The following is a 25,258-nucleotide window of genomic DNA, read 5'->3' as shown; positions in this document are numbered from 1 at the left end:
CTTCATAATGCAGGCATTGACTTAACCTCAATTACTGTAATTGCTGGTGCTTTAAGTATTGGCATTGGTATTGGTTTGAAAAATATTATTAGTAATTTTGTTAGTGGTTTAACAATTTTGATTGCTCAACCAATTAAAGTCGGAGATTTTATCAAAGTTGATGATTTATCAGGAGTAGTAGAAAAAACCTCAATTCGTTCAACTATAATCCGAACTATTGATGGTATTTTTGTGATTGTTCCTAATAATTTTCTAGTAGAACAAAATATTATTAACTGGAGTCATAAAGATTCGACTTCTCGCCTACGTATTCCTATTGGTGTTGCCTATGGTAGCGATACAATTTTAGTAACAGAAGCACTTTTAGATGCAGCTAGAAAGGAAAAAAGAGTTTTATCAAATCCTTCGCCTAAAGTTTGGTTTAAAGGGTTTGGAGATAGCGCCTTAAATTTTGAACTATTAGTCTGGATTAAATATCCTCCTCTTACAGATCCAATCAAAAGTTCTTTAAATTTTTCAATAGATTCAGAATTACGCTCTCGGAATATTTCTATTCCTTTTCCCCAAAGAGATTTACATATTCGCCAGATTAATGATTTAATTCCAACACATCAAAAAGCAGAGTTAACAACCGTTGGAAAAAATCAAAAAAACTTTTCAAATTCCTTAATCAAAAATCAAGTAAAAACTAAACAAAATTTCTCAAAATGGAATTTACGAGATTTATTACGACAGATTAGTTATTTTAAGAACTGTAATAACATTGAAATACGAGATGTCATTGAAAATGGATATAGAAAAATTGTGCCTCGTGGTGAAATAATCTGTCTAGAAGGAGAGTCAGGAGACTCATTTTATATAATACTTTCGGGGTCAGTAGAAGTCTTTTCAGAAAAAGCAAATAAGTATATTACGACTAGATATGCAGGAGAATTTATTGGAGAAATGTCACTAATATTAGGGATTACTCGTACAGCGAGTCTTCGTGCCACAGAAGATACAATTTTATTTGTAGTAGACCGAGACAATTTACACAATCTTTTGGCAAAACACCAAAGACTCGCAGACAAAATTTCTGAAGAATTATCCCGACGTTTAGAGACTTTAAAAAATTTAGGATTACTGGATAAGCAAGAAAATTCCCAAGAAACAGCAATGATTTGGATTAGAAATCGAATTTATACTTTATTTGGGATATAAATTGTTATCAGTTATCAGTACCGACCGTTGAAGCTAGAGGCTTGAAATACAAAAGTTTATTTTTTTCATACCCTTAAAAGGGAGGCTTGAGATATTATTTTTTTGTCAGAATATTCTCTAAATACCCGTGCAAAATAACCAGTTTATTTTTATCACTATTTTAGGGCTTACTGATTAACGATAAAAGTATTTACAGATACAGCGGATTCCAACTTGGTGAGGTAAAGTTATCGCGGGCAAAATACCCGCACTACAAAAATTTAATTGTTAATACCCATACTTCATATACTTGGAATCTGCTGTAAATTTTTGAGCCTTTTTTAGGCGAAAAAAGTGCTACATTTTCATTCCTAAGAGTTAAAATACTCAAGATTTATCTTAACTCCTACCCTCACCAAAATACTTTTTCAGCAAACTATTATTTCAGTAGAGTTAAGAAGCTGGAGTAACTTTTTCTGTACTATCAAGAAAAAAGATGTGCATTAACCTTTGTTCATTTTCGTAGACATGCCAAGGTGTTCCAGTATGAAGTATTTCTCGGTTATTCCAGATAGCAAAATCTCCCACTTCCCATTTGAGAGAAAAAATATGTTCTGGTTGAGTACCTGGAGTTAAAAACTTCTCTATTAATTCCTGACTTGGTTTGGCTTCCATTCCTTCAATTTTTCCAGCAGAATGTACACTTAAAAACAAAGCATTCTTGCCTTTTTTTGTTTGGATTACTACTGGCTGTATTCTACCAACTTCAGGAGGATTAAAATTTTTCATAGAAGCTTCAACATCATCTATTCGACGCCGACCTTGAGGTTCAACTTTAAAGTTCATGGTAGGGCAATAACAAACTTTCATTTCTAGAGCTTGTTTTTGCAGTTCTGGTATTAGAAGTTCATAAGCTTTTATAGAACTACAAAAAAGTGTTTCACCTCCTTTTTTGGGTACAACTACTGCATACATAGCACTCACCACTGGTGGGGTATCAGATATACTGTTAAAGTCAGTATGCCAAACATGAGAATATTTAAATACCTCACCAGCAGGAAGTGTAAATTCGTGTCCATAGTGAGTAAATGAACCGTATCCATGAAGAGAAAGTAAGGGAGGATAACCAGGCAATTTTTTATAGAATGGGGCAATATTTCTTCCTTCCTTAACTGCCTGAATATCATGGGGAAAGCTGGTAAGAAAATTAAGTTGCATCTCTGGAGTTAACTGCTGATTTTTAAACAATAGTAATGAATGTTTTTCAAATCCTGTCATTAGGGTTTCCCACTGTTGAGATGATAGAGATTTTGACAGGTCAATTCCAACTACTTCTGCTCCGAAAGATAGCTCTTTTCCAAATTGATTGTGTAAAGGTTTAAATGAGGGTAATGTTTGATTAGGGTTTTGTAGTTTTATAGACATTTTTCTAATATTTTTGACTAATAACTGAACTACTGATAAATAGACTAAATATTCTTTATAGCCTAATCTACTTTATGGCAAAACTACCACCTAAGTCAAGAAAAACTACTGCTAAATTTTGAGTCAAAGGGTGAGTTGAAAAGGTTAAAACAGCTCCTGATAATCCAGACCCTAACACTAGAGAGCATTTGTTGAGAACTGACTATTCCCACAATATCTAACAATTATTGTAGAAATCCCAGAGCAAAAATTATTAATTTTTACTGCTAGTGCGACAATTATTAATAGTTTAGTAAAGACAGTATTTTTTATTTGCCAATTAACTTGACAACAAAACTACCTCCTAGATAAAGAGCCACTACTGCTCCACCTAATAAACTTTGAGTTAAAGGGTCAGTTGAAGGAGTTAAAACTGCTCCTAAAACTGCTGCACCTAACAATACATATCTCCAGCCAGAAAACATTTGTCGAGAAGAAACAATTCCTGAAATACCTAACAAAAATTGCAGGATAGGAATTTGAAATGCTAATGCCGTACTAAACATTAATAGTAATACAAATTCAAAATATTGTTCAATTGACCAAGCTTGTTCTACTACTTCCGATCCGTAACTAATAAAAAACTTCAAAGCTGCTGGTACAATTGCAAAATAAGCAAATACTAATCCCAATCCAAATAAAACTGTAGATCCTAAGAAAATGGGTCCGAGAAATCTTCTTTCTCTAATAGTTAAACCTGGTAGAACAAACTTAACTATTTGATAAAGTATAAAGGGACTTGCCAAAAGAAAACCACTATAAGCAGCTACTTTAATAGTTACAAAAAAATATTCTCCTGGAGCCAGTTGGAGAAACTTTACTCCACGAGCAGGAACTTCTAAAAATTGGACAATAGGTTTAACTACAATGAAGCAACCGATAATACCTACTACTCCTGCTATTAGAGAATAAAATATTCGCATCCGTAATTCTTCCAGATGGTCAAATATAGACATTTCCACATCATCAGGAGCTCGATCGAGATAATCATCTTCTTCTAAATCTTGACAATCGCCTACTCGAGCTGTATTATTTGGCTTAACTTCAGGCTCTTTCAAGCTTACAGGTGCTAAATTATGATTATCTGAACTCTCTGGAGGAGTGCTAGTTTCTGGAGGTGTCATATCTGTTTTTGATTTTAGATTAGTCTGTATAAAAGTTCTTATTCTCCACAGTGTAGACCATTGTACCGAGATTAAGTAAGCAAATTCATCTTCTCATACTGTAGTTTGCGGGTAATTTAGGTCTATTAATCAGCCTTGAAAAGAAGTAAAAATCACGAAAACAAGAAAAACTGACTATTGATAGGTGAAGATTAATTGCTGTATTTAACCCATCTATAATTTTGTAAATGTTCAGCTGTCAGCTATTAGCTATCAGCAATTAATTTTGGGGAAGGTAAAAGCAACCTTTAAAATTAGTTTAATAGAAAAGTTACTGCCATGGGTCACCTTACCAAACCTGAGAAGTAATTATTTATTACTAATTGCTGTTTGCGTAGTATTCCGTAGGAAATGCTTACATAATTTTTGCCTCAATCATAGTTAATAGAGTTGGAAATAAAAATCTTGGAGCCAAATTATGTTTAACAAAAGATGGAAAAAAAATCAGATTTTATTCTTTCTATTTATATTAGTCTGCATCAGTAGTATCACATTAAATATTCTTCTACAAAAACAACCAGCATTTGCTCTGCAAGAATCAGAGTGGGATACATTATTAGAAAATCGGGCTGTCAAAGAAGTTGTGAATAGAATCGAACAAACTTGGGAAAAAGCTTATGAAAATTATTTTGGTGTTAATCTCTCTGGCTTTACATTAACTGCTGAAACTATCGCTAAACAACTTGATTTATGGAAAATCCAAACTGATAAAAACCCTGGGGTTGTTTGGGTATGGCCAAGAAAAAAAACCATACAGTTAGTATTAATTACTCCCAATCAAATACCTGTTATATACAGTGTTACTGATCTAGAGCAAAAGACTGTATTAAATACAGCAAAAATATTGGCTGGGGAAATCACAGATCCCAGAGGACGTCACAGCAATTCATATCTAAAACCTGCTCAACAAATTTATCAGTGGATAGTAGCTCCTATCGAGCCAGAATTAGAAAAGCAAAAAGTAGATACAATTCTTTTTTGTCTAGGACCAGGTTTACGCAGTTTAGCATTATCAGCACTACATGATGGAGAAAAATTTCTCATAGAAAAGTATAGTATTGCTTTAATTCCCGCCTTTAATATGATCGAAACTGAGTATAATTCCAGAAAAAATATGCAAGTATTAGGAATGGGGGCATCAGAATTTATCGACCATCAATCTTTACCAGCCGTACCAACAGAATTAAAACAAATTACACAAGAATTTTTTCAAGGCAAAGCATTTATCAACCAAGATTTTACAGTTAAAAATTTACAATACCAACAACAAAAACATAAATTTGGAATTATTCATTTAGCTACCCATGCTGAGTTTAAATCGGGCAAACCCAGTAATTCTTATATTCAGTTTTGGAATCAAGAAAAGCTAGAGTTAGACGATATTAGAAATTTGAAATGGCATCAACCAAAAGTAGAATTGTTGGTACTAAGTGCTTGTAAAACTGCAGTGGGAGACCAACAAGCAGAATTAGGTTTTGCTGGTTTAGCTGTGCAAGCTGGAGTTAAATCTGCACTGGCAAGTCTTTGGTATGTTAGTGATGTGGGAACTTTGGCATTAATGAATGAATTTTATCAACATTTTCAAAAAAATCCACTGAAAGCAGAAGCTCTCAGACAAGCACAAATAGCAATGTTAAACGGGAAAGTAAACTTGAAAAAAGATGAGTTACACGGTTCTGGTAGTAGCGTAAAATTGCCACAAGAATTAGCAGAATATGGAAATGAAAATTTATCTCATCCTTATTATTGGGCTGCTTTTACTATTATTGGTAATCCTTGGTAATTTAGTAACTTTTTATCAAAAAAAGTTATACCTATTGCGACTTACAGAACTTTTAAGACCAAATATAGGCCAAACTCTCTCTGTCAGAGGCAAATACGTCACGGTTATTAGTTAACCAATCAAAAAAACGGAAAGACATAGCTGTACGAAAAGCGTACCATTGCATCAGTAAATGTCTTCAAAGGTTTATTCCCCCATTACCTCTGTAATCCTCCAGTTAGCTGATGCCAAATCATCAAAGTATAGGCACAAAATACTCTAGATCAAATGGCGTTCTATACTCCATTTATCTATTACTTGATGTTCTTTTAATCCTAACCATCATGATTGCTTATCGGTAAAAAACCTCTATCCAATTTCTGTTGGAATAGTTATTTACGATCAATCTATCCAAGCTCTGATAATGCTGTTACGCACAAATCTACCAGTAAGAATAGCTGAATCTAGCTTTCTGTAATGATTTTCTGTGCCTTGCATTTTCATCTCGTAGACGAGCATAGAAAAGTTTGAGTGCCATAATGCTACGATCAAATTATCGCAGACAAATAAAGTACTTGCCAGCCCTAATTAACAAAAAGTCCCCCTAAAAGGGGGAGGCGCCTACCCCAATTTTCCGGTAAACTTCTGAGGTGGTAGGTGGTAGGTGTCTCAGTTATCAGTAGCTCTGTAATCAGGAGACTTGACATCAGGAATATTCTCTTTTCTCTTGGTCGATGGTTGGCCAGCTCCGAAACCTGAAGAGTGACAAAGCCGCTCCGAAGTACGCCTTCCCACCCTACGGGAAGCTCCGAAGATCGACCGCTTTTTATTCCCTTAAAAGGGGAGGCGCATACCCACAATTTTTCGGTAAATTCAAAACCGAACACTAGAAACGGAGCATAAATTTGGGATATTCCTTCCAGATCGCTTCAATAGAACATTTTTATTATACTTACATTATCCAGAAATGGTATAATAAATTTTACTACTTATTTACCACTCTTATAAATTCTGAAAAATTTTTCAGAACACTTTAGCGTGGTATATTTGAAAAATCATTCCGAAATAGTTTAGGCCAATGTTAGTAGGAACCACGGAAGCAGCATTCCTCTTAAATATTTCTACTGCCAGACTCAGACTGCTCTTGAAACAAAGTCGGGTTATTGGAGCGAAGAAAAAAGGTAGATTTTGGGCAATTCCTCTAAACAATCGGGGAATGCCTGAAATAACCCCTGGTCTTCGAGGTCCACAAGGTACTTGGAACAAAGGAAAGCGTACAGGCAATACCTTTATTCACATTGTGCGAAAGGTAATTGATGATAACCGAGACAACGGTACCAGTGATCCGGCTATCTCTGTTAAACAAGGCGATCGCAATCATAGATGCCATGAAGCGGAAATAGTCGGACCTTGCAAAATCATCTACAGACCTCACAAGCCAAATCGCAGTCAGGCTGGCGGAGCAAGGCTTTGGATTGAGGTTGATCCTCATATTCAGGTTATCCGTAAAGTTTTCCCAGATTGGGAGATAGAATCCTCACCTCCTGAATCTGTCGAAGCCATAGACAAGCATGGTATCAGCAGTATTGCCATTTCCTAGTCTGCATATCCAATAGATTGTTCCTATATTTAGTTCTACTGCCTAGCTAGTTTTTGCTCTTAGGCTGAGTTTTACTATGTTTAGATCAGAAGAAGGAAGGAAGAAGAAGGAAGAATATTGCGTTGTCTGAGTTTTAAGCTTTTGATCTTTCCTAACCTTTCTTTCGACTACTATAAATTTTGAGAAAATCTGAGCATCACAGGAAAAACTAATTTTTCTTAGACTAGAGGATTAGAATTTCTGAAATTCTTGCTGTTTTACTACTGACAATCATAAATATTCGTGCAGCTATAAAAACATAGCTAAAGAAAAGGTTGGTGCTTGAGATAGGCTGATGATAAATCGAACACGGTTTGATTTTTTCCCAAGGTTACTTATTGCCTGATGGAGCTGTTCCCTACTACAGGTATCCATGAAAATTAATTTGACATTTGATAAAAGTAGATAACAGAGAACAACAAATATACTTATATTATACAAGAGCCGTAGATATATAATTAATTTTGCTTAATGGGACTTACACAAAAAAAAGCCATAAAATAGGCTCAAATATAGATAGACATAGGGTTTTACGTCAAAAAGGTAAAATCCTGAATTACTAAGGGTGCTAGCCATTTTTAACGCATCGACGTAATTCCCTTGTCTAGACTAACTTTGACGCATTTTTCCTACCAAAAAATGTCTAAGTACCATTAACTACTTAAAACAAAAAACACATTACTAATCCACAATATTTTGAGCTTTCAGTTGAGAATCAATCACAAAATTCAGCTTTCAAATCTCTTTCCATCAGAGCTACTACTGCTTCTTCTGGAGTAATTTTGCCATTTAATAAAAGAAAAACCTGATGAGAAATAGGTACGCGAATTTCCTCTCGGTAAGCAAGATCGATCAAAACATTCGTAGTATTAACACCCTCAGCAGTACCTTGTAATTCGTCTAAAATTTTCTCCAAACTTTTACCTTGAGCTAAACCATAACCAACCCGATAATTTCTACTCAAAGAACTACTACAAGTTGCCAACATATCTCCTAAACCAGATAACCCAAAAAAAGTTTCAGTTTGTCCGCCTAAATGATTACCAACCCGAATCATTTCTGTCAAAGCACGAGTTAACAAAGCTGATTTAGCATTAGTACCAAGTTCCAAACCATCACAAACTCCAGCAGCAATAGCAATAACATTTTTCAAGGTTCCACCTAACTCTGTACCAATAGGATCTGGACTACTATAAACCCGAAATAAACCAGAAGCAAAAATATTTTGTACTGTTGTTGCTGCTGCCTTATTTTTACTAGCAACTACCGTTGCAGCAGGTAATTTATCATTAATTTCTTTTGATAAATTAGGACCAGATAAAACCACAACTGAATTATTAGGAAAATTTGTTTCCCAAATCTGAGAAGGAGTCCGCCTTGTTGCTGGATCTAATCCTTTTGTAGCAGTCACAATAATTACCTTTTCTGATAATCCAATTTTTTTGATTTTTTCTGCCGTTTCATTCACTCCTTTCATAGAAATTGCCGAAACTATAATATCAACATCTTGGAGTATTTCTGATAAATTGACATTCAAGCTACGAGACCATAAATGTATTTCATGTTGATTATGACCAGCCAATTTTGCTAAAGCAGAACCCCATGCACCTGCACCTATAATTGCTAAAGTTGCCTTTTCGCTAGATACTGGATAAGCAGAGTCGAAAGTTTTAATAATTTCTCTTCTTTTATCAGCTTGAGATATTTTATTTACCATAATTTATGATTTTTACCTGTTAGTTAATTACTCAATTTTTGATAGAAGTTAGTAGAGTAGGTTAATAGTAATTTACAGAAAAATTACCATTAATCTGTTCATCTATTCACACTCTACCCATAAGTTAAGATGAAAGATTTTGCTATACCAAAATAGCTAAAGAAACTCAGCAGTAACTCCTGTATTCTGAGAATACTCAGTACTTTCCATAACATAATCTGGAATGAAATTTTCTTCCATAAATTGAGGATAGTATTCAACTTTCTTGTAACACTTTTCCTGGCTCCAATCACAGTAATATCAAATCCGGTAGCATCAGTGTAATTAGATGCTGGGTAGGGGAGTAGGGGAGTAGGGGAACTCGAGAAATATTTGGTAATGGTTGAAGATGGAACATTTTTTTATACCGAATTAAACGGATTTAATATAACAAGTCAAAATGTCAGTTAATGCTGATAGTAAGGAGCCATGTAAAAATAAGTTGTACAAATTTTATCTGGGATAAATTGTGAAATACAGCTTCCATCAAAAAAACTGTAATAGTTATTTTTATCGAATAATTAATAATTAATAATTGTTAATTAAATAATTCAGGTCAAAAGCCTTCCCTTGGCTGCGCCGCGAGCTGTCGCTCTACAAAGGGAAAAAAAAGCGGTCGTTAGCCCAGCTTCCCGTAGGGTGGAATGGATGGGTTTCCTAACCATATCCAATTGACCAAGAGAAGAAATAATATTTCCTTATATTCAATTCCGTAACGGTTTTAACTAGAGGTAATTATCCATTATCCATTATCCATTAATGAAACGAGTCCTAAGATTGTGGTCTATAGTAATCAGATTTGGTATAAATTCTTTTTTGCTGACTTGGTGAATTCTGAGTTTTGACTCCCCTCTAATTAGGGTTTGCGTATGGAAAGTCTTTTTGCTCTTTGTAGGGAGTAGGGAGTAGGGAGTAGGGGCGAACGTAGAATAAATGGGGATTACAGAGTTAGTGGCCATTCATAATAGTCATAGTAATTTTTCTGCTATAGCTGCCCGAAAATCCTCACTTTTTTAACTATCGCTTTTGAAAAGCTCATATAATTTCTAGACATAATTTGCCTAAAACCAATATCAGTCAATGCTTTGATATTTAAATCAGCAGAGCAATAATTATTTATAAGTATTCAATTAATTATGATGTTATCTCCTTGCTTCTTAAATTTTATTAGGTGCAGTAATTTTTCTCTTTTATTACCAAAAAATGGGGGTTGCACATTAAAGAATGATAGTAGATTTTCAACTGTAAATATATTGAGGAAAGAATTATTCAAAAATATCAAATGTTCCGATTACATCATTCCTGATTGTGCAACACCAAAAAATGAGGTCTAAAGCCTCCTCTTTTAAGGGTATGAAAGAAATATTCAGTTCAGTATTTCAAGCCTCCGGCTTTAGTGGTCAGTACTGATAACTGATAACTGAAATGACCTCTTAGAAAAATTTACAAATTAATAATTATTAATTATTCTGGTTTAAAGCGGACTATTTTAAGGAAAAAAAAAGAAAATATTCCTTATATTCAATTCCGGTTTTAACCAGAGGTAATTATCAATTATCAATTATCAATTATCAATTAATGAACTATTGTTATATCTTTACAGAGAAACCTTCTACTATTCAGAAACTACATCATGGGTGGTATTTTGAAACAGCTCAAACATATGATATGCCCAACATCTCACATCATATTTCCAAACAGTTTCATACATTTTTGTCATTTTTTGCTTTTGTTCTTCCATAGGCATTTCTAATGCTTGTTCAATGGCATTATCCATAGACTTAACAGAGTAAGGATTTGTTAAAATAGCTTCTGGCAATTCCACTGCTGCACCCAAAAACTCAGACAATATTAATATCCCATCTCTATTTTGGCGAGTAACAATATATTCTTTTGCCACTAAATTCAGACCGTCTCTCAAAGGAGTAGTCCAACAGATATCGGAGGCAGCAAAATCACCTAAAAGTGATTGATAAGATAAAGCTTCTGTAGACAACAAAACTGGAATCCAATCAGAGGAAAACCTAGTAAACCGCCCGTTTATTTTCCCTACTAATTGCTCAATTTCTTGTTTAGTAGTGTCATAAATTTGCATTCCTTTTGCTGGAGCAACACAACTAACAATAAAGCTAACCTTGCCATGCAAATCTGGGCGACGTTCTAACAAACGTTCAAAAGCTTCCAACATTTGACGGTGACCTTTCACATAGTCAATACGACCTGCGGCAATAATTAACTTTCGTCCTTGATACTTTTCTTTAATAGATGCAATCAATGCTTGAGTTTCTGGTTTTTCTACTAAGCTCTTGATATATTCTGGAGAAGTTCCGACAGGAAAAGAGTCTATTCTGACTAACTGACCTTGGTGACGGATCTGAGTAGTGACTTCTGGTTCTGCTAAAGCTATACCTACTTTGGTAATATGTTCTGGTACAGGTTCAATTTTGACAACATCAATTTCTCGCAAACTCCGAGCTACATTCACGAAGTTTTCGGCATACCGTGGAATATGGAAACCCACAATATCGCAGCAAAGCAAGCTATCAACAATTTCTCCTCGCCAAGGTAATACATTAAAAATATCTACAGATGGGAAAGGAGTATGATGAAAAAATGCAATCCTGGCATTAGGTTTCATTTCTCGGATATACTTGGGCGCTAACCAGAGATTGTAATCATGCACCCAAATCAGAGCATCATCGGCAGCTTCTTCACAAGCAGCTTCGGCAAATTTCCGATTAATTAGTTGGAAGTTTTCCCAATCTGTGGTTTCAGAGGTGAAATACCAGGGAAAAGAATGAAGAATCGGCCAAAATGCTTCTTTACTTGTAATGTGATAGAAATCTCTCACTTGTTGCTCTATTAATGGGATTCTTTGTACCGTATAGTTGCTTCCATGTTCTTCCACAGTAACTCGTTGTTGGAAATCAACTTTTTGTTCTTCTGTAACTTGCTTCCAAGCTATCCATGTGCCTTGGTTGAAACTTTTGAAGAAACTTTTGAGAGTGGGAATAATGCCATTGGGACTTTTCTTCGGTTTATAGTTAACTTTACCATTTTCGATTACTTCGTCATAGGGTTCTCGGTGATAAAGAATAACAAGCGAGGATTTCAATTTGTTATGCTTCCAATAATTTACTGTAATATTTCAAACCATCCCAGATGCCTGCGGTACCCGGATAAGGACTGTGATAAACGTTGTCCATTGTTGCGATATGTTTTACCAGTTTCGGTTCTGCATTTCCTACTGCAACACTTTTGAGTCCGGTTTTGAATAAAGATAAGTCATTGAGAGAATCTCCTGCTGGAATTATATTGTCTGCATTTAATCCTAATAATTCAATGAATTTCATCAGTGTAGGTCCTTTAGAAACACCTTTAGGCATTACGTCTAAATAAACATCAGCAGATAGAATACAATCAAATCCAGCATCAAACACTTTTTGAACTGTGCTTTCTTGGAGTTTTTCTGGTTCGTAATAGTAAGAAACACGCCGTGGACCACTACATTCTTGAAGTTCTATTCCTGGTTCATTTGCCATCATTTCTTTAACACGATCACTGGCATTTCCCCAGATTTCTTCAACCCACCCTTGTATTGATTCTAAGGGTTCTAGAGTTTTACCGTGAACTATTGTTGTACCAACATCGCCAATAATATAGTCAGGATTAGGAAATTTTGAATCTTCACATAAGCTTTGCACAAATTCCACGTCTCGCCCAGTCACAAATACTAATAGTAGGCGATGGCGATGTTTTTGCAGATATTCATAAAATTCTGCTCGTTGTTCATCTGAACCTCCTAAGAAAGTTCCATCTAGGTCTGTTGCTAGTATCAAGGGATAGTCAGAACTCATTTTTTTGTTCTTAAAACAGTTTTTTTGACAACTACAAGGTACAGAAAATATTTGTCTATTTAATATTTATAGCAATCAGGAATCAGTTGTGAAAATTGAGATGTTCCTTAAAAGTATAGAATATAGCAATTATTATATTCATATGATACGTTTTCTTCTTCATTCTCTGTTCCCAGACCATGTGTTCCCTGTTCCCTAAAAGTTTCCAATATCTCACAACTCAAATCTTATGGCTATAACTGCTCTTGCTTTTATTCAGAAAAATAACATCTACTGAGTATAATCTTTTTATTTTACAATACTCGATAACTTTGTCATTATTTGTAATATTTATCCAATATCTCTAAGTTAGGAAATATTTTAGTTTCTACCTCATTTCATAACCCTTAAAAGTTACAAAAAAAAATTATTTTGTCAAGTTTCACAGTAGATTTTGTATCAAAAAAAATACAAAAAAAATTACTGTTTTTTGCACATAAATAGGGTGTGCTGATTAACCATAAAACCATTTAAATGTAAAGGTTTGAGCTTTCTTTGATTCCCAAAAAGTGCGCTTTTTTTAGTCTAAAACCCTCAAAAAGTTAGCATAAAAGACAAACTAAGGACAGAAAAATTGAGGGACAATTCTTACTCCTATCTCCTCGCTCATTCCCCATTTCTCCTAACTCGGCTTTTCCCCTCCTGGGAGGGGCGGGGGTGGGTTGACTCCTACTCCTACCACTCATATCTTTCCATACGCAAACCCTAAATATTTTTTCCTCTGCTTTCAAACTGATACAGCGTGTTTCATATTAGTGAAGTACACCAGTCGCAGACAAGATGCCCGCACTACAAAGACTTGATCATTAATATTTGTACCTTATATACCTGCAATCTGCTGTACCAAGTCAATCAAAATAAAAATCATCTACGCGATCGCCCTAGTTCACAAGGATGGTACTCGTGCCGATAAAAAATCACTAACAATCAACTTCATCTAGACAAAGACAGATTTATCTATACAAAGACAGGCTGTACATCAAAATAAGCCATCAGATTTAGTTAAATCAGGACTTACGCAAATTGACTTTTAAACCACCATCTTTAGGGGGAAATAGTATTCTTTCTCGCTATATATAGACTCTCTGCGTAAGTCCTGTAAATATTGACCAGATCCACTAGAATTGAAAAAGAAAACATTCGATCAACTTTGGACAATTTTTATCTTAGGCCATCAGAAAAAATAACACAAATAGTACGATTTTAAGAGAAAATTATACTAGCAATCTCAAATATTATGATTTAAGGAGAGATAAATTAATGATATATAGCCGTAAATTAGCAAAAACTCTAGCCCCAATATTTATCTGCTTATTACTACTAACATCTGCTTGTGGCGGAGCCAAACAACCAAGCCGTTTCGACCAGGCCCAACAACAAAGCAAAACAGAACGTCCTTCCCAAGCCCAACAAGTATCTGGCGGTAGTCTAAACAAATACTTCCCATCATCAAGTGGCGACTATAAACTGAACTATGCTCAAGAGAAAAAAGGTTTTGCTCAAGCAAGTCTCAAAAAAGGTGGTCAAGAAGTAGCAGTCATGTCTATCAATGACATCTCCGCTTCCCCTGCTGCAGCCGACAAATTCCAAAATAGTAGCAAAAAAATAGGAGGATATCCAGCAGTTGAACAAGGTAAAACTACAACTGCGGTATTAGTAGATAATCGTTTCCAGGTAAAAGCTCAATCAAAAGACCCCTCATTTACTCCCAGCGATCGGGAAGCATGGCTAGAAAAATTTAATCTAAGTGGTCTATCAAGTCTCAAATAAATAATATCATGTCCGGTAGCATCGGTATTGCATAGCGAAGGTAAGGAAGAAGCAAGAAGCAAGAGGGAAGAAATAGGAAGGCTTAAGAGCAAAAAAAACTTAAATTTATATTCACCCTTGGGTTTACACAAACGATACCAACGGACATAATATAATTCTGCCCTCCAACTTAAACAATATAGTCTTCCTTTGTTATAGCAGTGCGCGCTGGTATATTTACCAATTGCAGGCACTACCAATATAGAACCCCTAAACGGATCTATTTAAAAATAGAGAAGGAGATGGGGAGATGGGGAGATGGGGAGATGGGGAGATGAGAGTATTTTTCTACCTGCAAGGGAAGCTACCAGGTTTGCTATTGGGCGACGCGGGGTCTCATCCGCTTTTTTCCCATTCTCGTTCCTGAATTTCCACAACTTCCTCAGGCTGAGGACGGAAGCCAAAAGCACATACCGCGTCCAAAGATACGCTCAGGGGTTCTATAGATAAAAGTCTCATCAGATTTCCTATCGAATAATACTTGCGCAAACAGTTTTTATTCCCCCTATTGCCTATTGCCTGTTGCCTGCGCGTTTGCGCCAGCATTCTGCACCGAAAGCGCTATAACTTCCAAATATTAACTTTTTAATTAACCAAAGGAGCCACACACAAATGAGTAAGCCAATTTTTGAATTAGTAGATGAACTGCCCGAGGACAATCTGACAATTAAATCCTTACGTGCCTTAGATTTTATTGTTCCTGGAGAATGGGATAACTTGGTAGGATTTGAAAATACCATCCGCACTGTCACAGGGGAAGACGACGAAGACCTAATTCAGCAAATAGGCGATCGCGCTGTAATTCTATTCAATGACAAAGCTCAAGGATATCAACGAGCTTTGTGGCTCTACCAAACTGTCAGTGGAGCAGGTCGTGCTGTAGGTGTAGCTACCCTAGCTAATATGGTTGGTAACAAAATTCCTCTAATGGGAGGTTTGTTAACTAGCCTGACTCCTAAACCTGCAAAAGGCCAAACTATCGATCTGTCTCTGAAAGTAGTGGCTGAGTTATTAGGTTTTTGCTCCATCAATGGCATTCCTGGAGATAGTATTGGTGATTTTGTAGGAGCTTTGGGTGATTATAGTGGGGAATCTTTGATGCGTTTAGCAGCCTTAGTTTGTTTTGATGGTTTAATTCCCCTTGGGCCAGACTTTTTACAAGCAGTTTCAGAATGGATCGAACGACTATCCCCCTCAGACCTAGAAGAAAACGAAGGTTTCAGGGAAATGGAAGATGCTATTCCTGGGGATAATAAAGACAGTAAGTTAGGCTTTATTGGGGAAGCTTTTGGTTCGGTTTCTGGTTGGATGGGAGATTTTGTCAGCGATCGAGGCATTACTCCCCATAATGTGGCCAATAGTCTGCAAAGTTTTGTAGAATTTAGTGATGATAAATTGGATTATTTGGCTGCATTCCTAGATGTGAGTACCAATTATTATGAACATACAGGAGTTCAAACTCTGGCTCGTCGTTTAGTAGAACGAGCTTATGCAGAAATTTAATTAAGGAAGCATTTATGGCTGAAGAACAAGAAGCTAAAAAATCTGAAAATAAGCCTGCTGGAGGTAAGGTGAAAAAAGAAAAGCCTCCTGCTCTGGAAGATAAGCCTTTTGCGGAGTTTATGCAGCAAGATTATTTGCCAGCTTTGCAAGAAGCTCTAACTCAGCAAGGTATTGACGATCTTGACCTGAACCTAATTAAACAGAAATTACCTATGGTTGGCCTCAATTCATCTGAAGAATGTTGGCAAGTGATGGGTAAGTTTAAACAAGGCCAGCGTCAGTTCAATGTTTATTTTCCGAAAAAAGATATTAAAGGCCCTAGAGCTTTTTCTTGTGCAGATAATGGTGCAAAACCTGCTACTCTAGAACCTTTTTTAATTGACGAGCGTAAAATTACTCTAGGTTTATTAGTGTTTGGCGTGATTCAACGTCTGAATGCTCAAAAGTGGCTTAGTTTAAACTAGAAAGTTAGGTGGTGGTGATTTTTAATGTAGTAGATACTATGTCTGTCTCTGCTCCAACTAACTCGCTGCCCCATCGATCTCGAATAATTTCGTAGAAGTCCACGTCTGTTTCTAGCAAGCAGGCGTGACCGCTATTTGGGAGAACAACCATTTTAGCTTCAGGCAAATGCTTGACTAAAAACTTAGCTTGTGATATTGAAGGCAATAGTCTGTCGGCTGCACTAGCAATAACTAATACAGATTTTTTTAACTTTTTTAGTTGATTCTTGTCTACCTGGAATGAACGCATTAACTCTAATCGCCAGATTGAGGTCTGTTGAGAAACTGACTGCATTGCCTCTAATAAGGCTTGACGTTCTGCCCTTTCTATCCGGCCAAGAGCTGCTAAAAATGGTAAAGTTCCTGTAACCGATAATCTATACAAATAGCTTGGTAAGTATTGAGTCAGATATGAGCCATATTTGACTAAAGGTTGTTGACTGAATGAGGAAGCTGAATTGACTAAAATCAGCTTGTTGAATAATTCAGGAGCAGTAAAAGCAACTTTTAGTGCTAGACATCCACCAAAAGATTCTCCGCATAGGTAAACAGGTCTTTCCGGTATTGCCTTTCTTTCTATTTCAATTAACTCTACTGTCTTTTCCAATAACTGTTCCCAGCTCGATAGATCATTGGGTGGGATACTCAGACAGCGAATATTAAAAGCAGTTGATAATCTAGACTGTTGCGATCGCAACAATTTACCTGTTCCATCCATAGCAGGCAAGAAAATCAATAAAGGTAATTCTGGTCTAGGTTTAGTTGGCCTTAAAAAACTAATTTGGCTATTTGCCACTTGCATGATTGAATACAAATAAAAAGTAATTAATGATTGATAATTTAATGATTAACAGTTAATATCTCTGAGTAATTTATCATTTACCTTCTATATCTATAGATTAGATTTTTTTTCTACGAACTACCTAATTATTACTTAAGATTCGCCTAGTGCAGGATGGCGAAAATAACTGACCAGTTACAAAATCCTAAAACAATTACAATTGAAGAAGGAGACAGGAGACAGGAGACAGGAGACAGGAGACAGGAGGAAAATTACATGGGGATTCTCACCCCAAGTAATTTTGAACACCGTGTAGACGGTGGGGTATTAAACCCACAAAGAAAATGATCAAAAATGATTGACTTTTAACTTCCGGGTAGCCGCACTAGTCTGACTTAACTAGCAATATAATAGTTTCGGTTTAGGAGAAAACAAAATTAAATTATTTAATTATTAAATTTATTGATGAATAAGAGCAATTTTTTATATGAGTTTCTAGAATAAAAATTGAGACATCAAGCAAAAGTTAAAGGTTTAATCCTTAAATACAACCTTCTATAAGTAAATTAGCAATTTCTTGGCTAACATAATCAGTCAAATTGTTGACTAACTGTTTAGCGTATTTTCCATGATATTGCTGACGGTGGGAAGGCTTAACCCAAAACGGGCGACCAAACATGATATTAGAACGCTGATAAACTATCGCTGGATGCCATCCAGGTTGATTAAATAAAGGTTCTGAAGGATCGAAAAAACTTAACAACTTCAAAGGTATTCTCGAAGAAATTAACTGCTCATCAGATGAAGCGATCGCCACTGGCAAAATTGCCAAATTTGCAACTGGCGAGCGCAAGGCCAAATGAGCAAATCCTCTTTGAAAATCACTAATCAAATTAGGTGGAGTACACCGAACTATAGGTGCAGCTCCTTCAGGGAAAACCCCCACCATTTCTTCAGCTTGTAATAACTTTGTTGCCTGTCGGAAAAAATCTTGTTGTCTACGACTCGAATTATCTAAAGGGAAACAACCTAAACCAGTAACCATTTCTCGCAGTAGAGGCACTTGGCCCATATAGTGATGACAAGCAAATTTAATTTGCCGATTAACGGCCACTGTCAGTAACAAAGGGTCCATAAAACTACGATGGTTACTTACAACAATTATGCCTCCTTCTGAAGGAATCCTGTCTGCATGATAAACAAAAGTTCTACTGCCAATAGCAGCTAAGAACAAACGAGAAATAAGCAGTAGATTATTTGCTTGGCCTCCCATCTTACCTCTGAATAATTAGGTATGTAAATTCTAAACTCTCATAAATATTTTCTCAGAATAGTAACGTTAGGATACCAAAAGTTAAAATTTCTTTGAGAAAGTCCAGAAAAACATAGTAACAGCATTACTGTTATTGTAGGGGGTTTTATTGGCTTTTACAGATCAATCAATTAATGATGTTGATTAGGTCAATAAACAACCAGTTAAACAAAGTATAAATCAAATAGGTCGATACTATCTAGACTCGTTATGATTGTACCCAGAATCAGTTCAAATCAATAGTATTTTACTCTGATTTTCCATGAAAAACACATATAAAACTCAGGATACCTTTGCAATTACAACTCCCCTTTACTACGTTAACGCTCTACCGCATATAGGCAGTGCTTATACAACTATTGCTGCCGATACGGTAGCTCGTTTTCAAAGGCTACAAGGTAAATCAGTGCTAATGATTACTGGAACAGACGAGCATGGCCAAAAAATTCAAAGGACAGCTCAGAGCAAAGGCAGGTCCCCCCAAGAACACTGTGATTTAGTGGTATCAGGATTTGAATCTCTCTGGCAACAACTAAATATTCAATATGACCGTTTTAGTCGTACTACTGCATCTAACCACGAGTTAATTGTCAAAGAATTTTTTCAAAGAGTTTGGGATCGAGGTGATATCTATTTAAGTCAGCAACAAGGATGGTATTGCGTAGCTTGTGAAGAATTTAAAGAAGAGCGCGAACTTCTAGAAGAGAAATATTGCCCCATCCATACTAACCAAAAAGTAGAATGGCGCGACGAGGAAAATTACTTCTTTCGTCTTTCTAAATATCAGGAAAAACTACAAGCTTTTTATCAAGAAAAGCCTAACTTTATTCAACCGGAAAGTCGTCGCAATGAGGTCTTAAATTTTGTTAACCAAGGATTACAAGACTTTTCAATCTCTAGAGTTAATGTAGATTGGGGTTTTCAACTACCAGTCGATCCCAGCCATACTATCTATGTTTGGTTTGATGCTCTATTAGGTTATGTAACAGCACTCCTAGATCCTGATAGTGAACCTACCCTAGAGAATGCTTTATCAAAATGGTGGCCGATTAATTTACACCTAATTGGTAAAGATATACTGCGTTTCCATGCTATTTATTGGCCAGCAATGCTAATGTCAGCAGATTTACCAATCTCTCATCATGTTTTTGGACATGGATTTTTGACCAAAGATGGGAAGAAAATGGGTAAATCTTTGGGCAATACCTTAGATCCATTTGAATTACTAAAAAAGTATGGCTCTGACGCAGTTCGTTACTATTTTCTCAAAGAAATAGAATTTGGAGTTGATGGTGATTTTAGTGAAACCCGCTTTATTAATGTCCTAAACGCTGACTTAGCTAATGACTTGGGTAATCTGCTAAATCGTACTCTCAAAATGGCTCAGAAATACTTCAAAGGCCAAATTCCTGATATTCACGGTGAGGAAATAGAAGTCACTCATCCACTTAAAGCAATAGGCATGAGTTTGGGCGAACAAGTTATTCAAGCTTATACTGATTTAGCTTTTAGTCAAGTTTGTGAAGCCGTATTGGCCTTAGTGAGAACTAGCAATAAATATATAGACGAAACTGCTCCTTGGAGTCTATATAAGCAGTGTCAGTTAGAGGCCCTAGCAGAAGTATTATATTCTGTGTTGGAATCTGTTAGACTAGCGTCCTATCTTTTATCACCAATAATTCCCAATATTAGTAATGCTATCTATCAGCAACTAGGTTTCTCAAATGACTTTAACGATAAATCAGTAATTAATAGTTCAGAAATTTTTGTCAAACAAGCAAACTGGGGCGCTTTACCAAAAAATCAAATTCTTGGGCAACCTCAACCGATTTTTCAAAGAATAGAACTGGCAGAAACTGTTTCTTAAAAAGCTAATTGTAGTATCGTTTTTTTCAAATTACATTGTCTGTTTTTTGTGCTAAAAAATTATATCTGACTTAAGAATTCAATGTCTTTAATCAATAAAAAAACTGAGGTTAAAAATCATGTTGAATCATCAACAAATAGAAATTAATGAGATATTTACTCCCGAACAAATTCTAGAAAATCGTGGTAGAGTAGCAATTTTTATTGATGGGTCTAATCTATTTTATGCTGCTTTGCAATTAGGAATAGAAATTGATTACACTAAGCTTCTTTGTCGTCTTACTGGTGGTTCTCGCCTTCTACGTTCCTTTTTCTATACAGGAGTAGATCGTACTAATGAAAAACAGCAAGGATTTTTGTTGTGGATGCGCCGCAATGGTTATCGTGTCATTTCTAAAGATTTAGTACAACTACCGGATGGTTCTAAAAAAGCTAATCTTGATGTGGAAATAGCAGTTGATATGATGGCTTTAGTCGGCTCTTATGATACTGCTATATTGGTTAGTGGAGATGGAGATTTAGCTTATGCTGTAGATGCTGTGAGTTATAGGGGTGTTCGGGTCGAGGTAGTTAGTCTTAGGTCTATGACTAGCGATAGTTTAATTAATGTGTCTGACCGTTATGTAGATCTAGAAAACATTAAAGAAGACATCCAAAAAACTTCTAAGTCTCCTAGTTATACCTATCGTCCCCTATCAGTTATAGGTTTAATGGAAGAACATGATGAAAGATAATACTTGTTCTAATTTAATTTAGAAAAATGACCAAATTCTAGAACAATAATCAATTTCAAAGTGTTGTTAGTTTTTGTTGATGTTAGTAGATTAATAACTAGAGAATTATATACTCTACATTTAATCGGTAAGTTAAAGCAAAAATTGAATATTATTTGCTACAAGGAAAGTTAGAAAATTGGGCATTATCTCAGTAAAAGCTGGAAAATTTTCGTTCATAATTAAAAACTTTCCTTGAGTTTTTTTTACTGGTATAATAGCAATTTTATAAATGTTTGTTACACTTTCTTGAGTAGGGGAGTAGGGGAGTGGGAAAGAAATAAACATAAGAATAATTAACAACAACTGATGTTCTAATTATCAAAAAAAGTCATTCCGCCTGTGTTAATTACTTACAGCGCAATTCATTTAAGTAAACTACAAAATTCTTTGAGGTTATGGAGTAGGCAGTAAGAGAATGCTTTGACCAAAAAATAAGGTCATTTCTCAAAAAGTTTTCTACATTTTATTGAGCAGGGGAGTAGGGCAGGACTAATTGATTGTCACTAGAGAAAAATTGATAGGGATTGATAGGGAGATGGGGACTTACCCCTAACCCATCCCAGGAGGGGGGGATGGGGAGATTCTTATATTTGCACAATTAAATGTATTTCATAATAAATCAAGGTCATTTCATTCTAGATTTTGACAATGAATTTATTGATTTTCAGACAGCGAAAGATAAATTTCCTAAAGCTGTAAATAACGTGGCTTCGTCAATACATAAAATGGGACAGTTTAGAATGAAACAGCCCTGCATATAAATATTCTCTGATGACAATGAATTAGCCCTGCCTTTCAAGGGAATGAAAAAAATAAACTTTAGTATTTTAAGCCTCTGACTTCAGCGGTCAGTACTGATAACTGATAACTGAAATAACCACTGTAGTCTATCTATTTGAAAACCGCTATAATTCTCAGTCTATATATTCATTAACACTTTCCAGTACTATCTCTATTAACTACTATTCTTGTAGACTTTTTATGATCGAACAAAATAATTCTTTTTCTTATTTCCATAATTCATCAATACCTTTATTCATCTTAGTAACCTTACTTCTAGGAATAACTGCTTGTAATCAACAAAATCAAGTTCAAGAAAATATATCGGAACAACCAATTCCTACTCAGACACCAGAGAGTGATTTAACTTTAAATGATGTTACTTTAGAAGAAGCATCAGAAGAAGGTCAAATGTTGTGGCGAGTAAAATCTCAACGAGCTTCATATTTGCAAAATCAAGAATTAATAAGAGTTACAAAACCTGAAGGTGAATTATTTCAAGACGGAAAAGTAACCTATAAAATTACTGCTTTACAAGGAGAAGTATATCAAGATGGAAACAAAATTATACTGATAGATGAAATAGAAGTATATGATATTCAAAATAAAGTGGTTATTAGAGGACAACAACTCGAATGGCTAACAGAACCAGGAATTATTATTGTCACTAATAATATTACAGGTAGTAACGAACAAATACAAGCATCAGCTCAGAAAGCAAAAGTTATTAGTCAAGAAAAAAAAATAGAGTTTTATGGTCAAGTAGTAGCCATGGTCAAAGAACCTGTGCTTAAAATACAAACAGAACAACTATTTTGGGAAATAGAGCAAAAAAAATTGCTGACTAATCAACCTATAAAAATCGAACAACTCAAAGATAAAAATGTTATTGGCAGTGCTTATGGTGACGAATCAGAATATGATTTAGGCAATAAAATAGCTACTCTCAAGAAAAATGTGCAGCTACTCCAAACTGACCCAAAAGTACAAATAAGTAGCGACTTAGTTACTTGGAATATGCCACAAAATTTGATTACTTCTCCAGGGCCTATAACAGTATTAGAACAAGAAGAAAAAGTAGTTTTGAAAGCTAATCAAGGTCAAGGAAATTTTCAAAACAATACCTTCAATTTATCAGGAAATGTTATTGGTGTAGGGCAAAAAAATCAAGCTCAGTTAAATAGCGATCGCCTAACTTGGTACTTTGAAAATCAGACTTTTGAAGCACAAGGAAACGTATTTTATCGTCAAGTTGATCCGCCATTTAATGTTAGAGGTCCTCGGGCAGTTGGACAACTAGAAAATGAAAAAGTTACCATTGAAGGTGGTAGTAGTAATGTAGTCACAGAAATTATTCCTCAATGAAGGCAGGAGGCAGGAGGCAGGAGGCAGGAGGCAGGAGGCAGGAGGAAGAAAGAAGAAGTTAAGAAGGAAAAATCTTACGTTGTCTGAGTTTTCAGCTTTTGATATATCCGCGACCTTTCCTTCGACTTCTATATACACAGTTGATGTTTATCAAAATAATTAAGTCGCGCAACCTTATCTCAAAAATTTTCATAAAATATTCTGAAGTATATTATATTCGCAGTTGTGAGAACATATCCAAAACAAACACCCCATAGTGGCTATCACTGGGATGGTAGCGATCGCCGTTTCTTTGAAGGTTGGTATTACCGAGTCACTTTACCAGAAGAGAAACAAACCTTCGCCTTTATGTACTCTATAGAAGACCCTATAGGTGGCCAACCTTACAGCGGTGGTGGCGCTCAAATTCTCGGCCAAAATGATGAATATCTCTGTCGCACCTTCCCAGATGTCAACAAATTTTGGGCAGCACCAGAAGTACTGGAATTAGGTCATTGGGGAAAAACAAATTTACCAGCTCCCATTGGTTATCTAGACCCACAAGTATTCGACGCTCAAATCAAAGAAGGATATCAAGCTACTGCCACTTGGCATCAAGGAATTCTCTCTGACCCTGGAAAAAATAATTACTGTCGTTGGCAATATCAAACAAAACCTATCTATGGCTGGGGAGACCCAGATGCACAACAACAATCAACTGCTGGTTGGATATCATTTTTACCAATTTTTGAGCCTGGATGGCAAATATTAATGGCTCATGGTCTTGCCACTGGATGGATAGAATGGAATGGCAATATGTATGAGTTTACCAATGCACCAGCATATAGTGAGAAAAATTGGGGTGGTGCTTTCCCTAAAAAGTGGTTTTGGTTCAACTGCAATAGTTTCTATGATGAATCAGATTTAGCTTTAACTGCTGGTGGTGGTAAGCGAGGAGTATTGTGGTGGATGGAAGAAGTGGCAATGGTGGGTATTCATTATCAAGGTAAGTTTTATGAGTTTGTACCGTGGAATTCGGAAGTACATTGGCAAATTCAGCCTTGGGGAGAATGGCAAATGCAAGCCAAAAATGACAAGTTTGAAGTAGAATTGAATGGGACTACGAACTTATCTGGTACACCTCTACGAGCACCATCTGAAAAGGGATTAATATTTTTGTGCCGGGATACTATGCGCGGTCATTTAATCTTGAGGTTAAGGGAAAACCGGGGTACTCATTCAAAATTGATTCTTGAAGCAAGAAGTGATTTATGTGGTTTAGAAGTTGGTGGGGAGTCTTGGGAGAAAACTTGGATTAATTAGGGTTTGCTGAAAAAGTCTTATGGGTGAGGGTAGGAGACAGGAGACAGGAGACAGGAGACAGGAGAAATTGGAATGAGCGAGGAGGTAGGAGCTAAGTTTTGTCCCAAGATTGTTCTGCGCAACTCTTGACCAAAATCCGCTCCTAATTGAACCATTACCACCCAAAACCTCGCACTTTTTGATACTTAAAAAGGCACTTACCTTTATCTATCAATGCTTTGAGATTTAATCAGCAAGCCCTAATTAATATAATAGACATCTCCAGAAAAGAGGCAGTAGGCAGTAGGGGGAAAGAATTGATAATTTCTGTGTGAGAATTGATTTTATTTTTTATTTTTGGAGATGTCTAATACCAAATTTACAAGACTTACACAAAATTAGGGCGTTATTTTATGCCCTAAC

General features: G+C 35.8%; 19 protein-coding genes and 2 pseudogenes. 11 read left to right on the top strand and 10 right to left on the bottom strand.

The window, feature by feature from the left end; all coding sequences use genetic code 11:
- Positions 1–1,200 (top strand): mechanosensitive ion channel domain-containing protein (locus F6K13_RS01840; protein WP_287286726.1); only part of this gene is annotated, 1,200 nt, incomplete at its 5' end.
- Positions 1,201–1,632: 432 nt separating this feature from the next.
- On the opposite strand, the gene F6K13_RS01835 is transcribed toward F6K13_RS01840, so the two are convergent.
- Positions 1,633–2,604, bottom strand: coding sequence for a TauD/TfdA family dioxygenase (locus F6K13_RS01835; RefSeq protein WP_124154752.1), 972 nt, complete (start codon positions 2,602–2,604; stop codon positions 1,633–1,635).
- A 308-nt stretch (positions 2,605–2,912) separates the two neighbouring features.
- The gene (tatC, locus tag F6K13_RS01830) at positions 2,913–3,767 is read right to left on the bottom strand and encodes a twin-arginine translocase subunit TatC (protein WP_287286725.1); all 855 of its coding nucleotides are present in this window, start codon (positions 3,765–3,767) and stop codon (positions 2,913–2,915) included.
- 457 nt (positions 3,768–4,224) lie between these two features.
- Between tatC and F6K13_RS01825 the strand changes: the two genes are divergently transcribed.
- Entirely contained in the window at positions 4,225–5,589 is a 1,365-nt protein-coding gene (locus tag F6K13_RS01825; RefSeq protein ID WP_124145509.1) for a CHAT domain-containing protein, read from the top strand.
- A 52-nt stretch (positions 5,590–5,641) separates the two neighbouring features.
- Here the strand turns inward: F6K13_RS01825 and F6K13_RS01820 are convergent.
- Positions 5,642–5,971 (bottom strand): annotated as a pseudogene (locus tag F6K13_RS01820) (IS701 family transposase); the annotation flags it as partial.
- A gap of 2 nt (positions 5,972–5,973) precedes the next feature.
- Positions 5,974–6,087 (bottom strand): annotated as a pseudogene (locus tag F6K13_RS01815) (RNA-guided endonuclease TnpB family protein); the annotation flags it as partial.
- Between the two features lie 559 nt (positions 6,088–6,646).
- Between F6K13_RS01815 and F6K13_RS01810 the strand changes: the two are divergent.
- Positions 6,647–7,168 carry a DNA-binding protein gene (locus F6K13_RS01810; protein ID WP_192901139.1) on the top strand — a complete coding sequence of 174 codons (522 nt, stop codon included), beginning with the start codon at positions 6,647–6,649 and terminating at the stop codon, positions 7,166–7,168.
- A 754-nt stretch (positions 7,169–7,922) separates the two neighbouring features.
- Here F6K13_RS01810 and F6K13_RS01805 read toward each other — a convergent pair.
- The 3 genes from F6K13_RS01805 to F6K13_RS01795 form a co-directional block, all read right to left on the bottom strand.
- Positions 7,923–8,924, bottom strand: coding sequence for an NAD(P)H-dependent glycerol-3-phosphate dehydrogenase (locus tag F6K13_RS01805; protein ID WP_124145510.1), 1,002 nt, complete (start codon positions 8,922–8,924; stop codon positions 7,923–7,925).
- A gap of 1,654 nt (positions 8,925–10,578) precedes the next feature.
- A complete protein-coding gene (gene ggpS, locus F6K13_RS01800; RefSeq protein ID WP_124145511.1) occupies positions 10,579–12,078 on the bottom strand; it encodes a glucosylglycerol-phosphate synthase in 1,500 nt (499 codons plus the stop codon).
- Between the two features lie 4 nt (positions 12,079–12,082).
- Positions 12,083–12,820 carry an HAD-IIB family hydrolase gene (locus F6K13_RS01795; RefSeq protein WP_124145512.1) on the bottom strand — a complete coding sequence of 246 codons (738 nt, stop codon included), beginning with the start codon at positions 12,818–12,820 and terminating at the stop codon, positions 12,083–12,085.
- A 1,299-nt stretch (positions 12,821–14,119) separates the two neighbouring features.
- Here F6K13_RS01795 and F6K13_RS01790 point away from each other — a divergent pair.
- Complete coding sequence (locus F6K13_RS01790) at positions 14,120–14,629, top strand: hypothetical protein (protein ID WP_124145513.1); 510 nt, start codon at positions 14,120–14,122, stop codon at positions 14,627–14,629.
- Between the two features lie 375 nt (positions 14,630–15,004).
- Here F6K13_RS01790 and F6K13_RS01785 read toward each other — a convergent pair whose 3' ends face one another.
- Positions 15,005–15,127, bottom strand: a complete 123-nt coding sequence (locus tag F6K13_RS01785; RefSeq protein ID WP_287286724.1) for a hypothetical protein — start codon at positions 15,125–15,127, stop codon at positions 15,005–15,007.
- Between the two features lie 153 nt (positions 15,128–15,280).
- On the opposite strand from F6K13_RS01785, the gene F6K13_RS01780 reads away from it, so the two are divergent.
- Entirely contained in the window at positions 15,281–16,171 is an 891-nt protein-coding gene (locus tag F6K13_RS01780; RefSeq protein WP_124154757.1) for a hypothetical protein, read from the top strand.
- A gap of 14 nt (positions 16,172–16,185) precedes the next feature.
- Positions 16,186–16,635, top strand: coding sequence for a DUF2996 domain-containing protein (locus F6K13_RS01775; RefSeq protein WP_124154758.1), 450 nt, complete (start codon positions 16,186–16,188; stop codon positions 16,633–16,635).
- Between the two features lie 4 nt (positions 16,636–16,639).
- Here the strand turns inward: F6K13_RS01775 and F6K13_RS01770 are convergent, their stop codons facing one another.
- Positions 16,640–17,476: an alpha/beta fold hydrolase gene (locus F6K13_RS01770; protein ID WP_124154759.1), complete on the bottom strand. Its 837-nt coding sequence runs from the start codon at positions 17,474–17,476 to the stop codon at positions 16,640–16,642.
- Positions 17,477–17,629: 153 nt separating this feature from the next.
- On the opposite strand from F6K13_RS01770, the gene F6K13_RS01765 reads away from it, so the two are divergent.
- On the top strand, positions 17,630–17,803 hold the full coding sequence (locus F6K13_RS01765; protein ID WP_161564991.1) for a hypothetical protein: 174 nt from the start codon (positions 17,630–17,632) through the stop codon (positions 17,801–17,803).
- Positions 17,804–17,996: 193 nt separating this feature from the next.
- Here the strand turns inward: F6K13_RS01765 and F6K13_RS01760 are convergent, their stop codons facing one another.
- Positions 17,997–18,728, bottom strand: a complete 732-nt coding sequence (locus F6K13_RS01760; RefSeq protein WP_124145517.1) for a 1-acyl-sn-glycerol-3-phosphate acyltransferase — start codon at positions 18,726–18,728, stop codon at positions 17,997–17,999.
- Between the two features lie 301 nt (positions 18,729–19,029).
- On the opposite strand from F6K13_RS01760, the gene metG reads away from it, so the two are divergent.
- The 4 genes from metG (at position 19,030) to F6K13_RS01740 (ending at position 24,856) form a co-directional block, all read left to right on the top strand.
- Positions 19,030–20,634: a methionine--tRNA ligase gene (metG, locus tag F6K13_RS01755; protein ID WP_124154760.1), complete on the top strand. Its 1,605-nt coding sequence runs from the start codon at positions 19,030–19,032 to the stop codon at positions 20,632–20,634.
- A 118-nt stretch (positions 20,635–20,752) separates the two neighbouring features.
- A complete protein-coding gene (locus F6K13_RS01750; protein ID WP_124145519.1) occupies positions 20,753–21,367 on the top strand; it encodes an NYN domain-containing protein in 615 nt (204 codons plus the stop codon).
- Positions 21,368–22,390: 1,023 nt separating this feature from the next.
- Complete coding sequence (gene lptC / locus F6K13_RS01745; protein WP_124154761.1) at positions 22,391–23,554, top strand: LPS export ABC transporter periplasmic protein LptC; 1,164 nt, start codon at positions 22,391–22,393, stop codon at positions 23,552–23,554.
- Positions 23,555–23,779: 225 nt separating this feature from the next.
- Positions 23,780–24,856 (top strand): tocopherol cyclase family protein, encoded by a 1,077-nt coding sequence (locus tag F6K13_RS01740; protein ID WP_124145521.1) that lies wholly within the window; start codon positions 23,780–23,782, stop codon positions 24,854–24,856.
- Positions 24,857–25,258: the final 402 nt, after the last annotated feature.

The organism is Okeania sp. SIO2B9, from assembly GCF_010672505.1.
In the GTDB taxonomy this organism is placed as follows: Bacteria; Cyanobacteriota; Cyanobacteriia; order Cyanobacteriales; family Microcoleaceae; genus Okeania; species Okeania hirsuta.
This window is presented reverse-complemented; position numbering and strand designations above follow the sequence as displayed.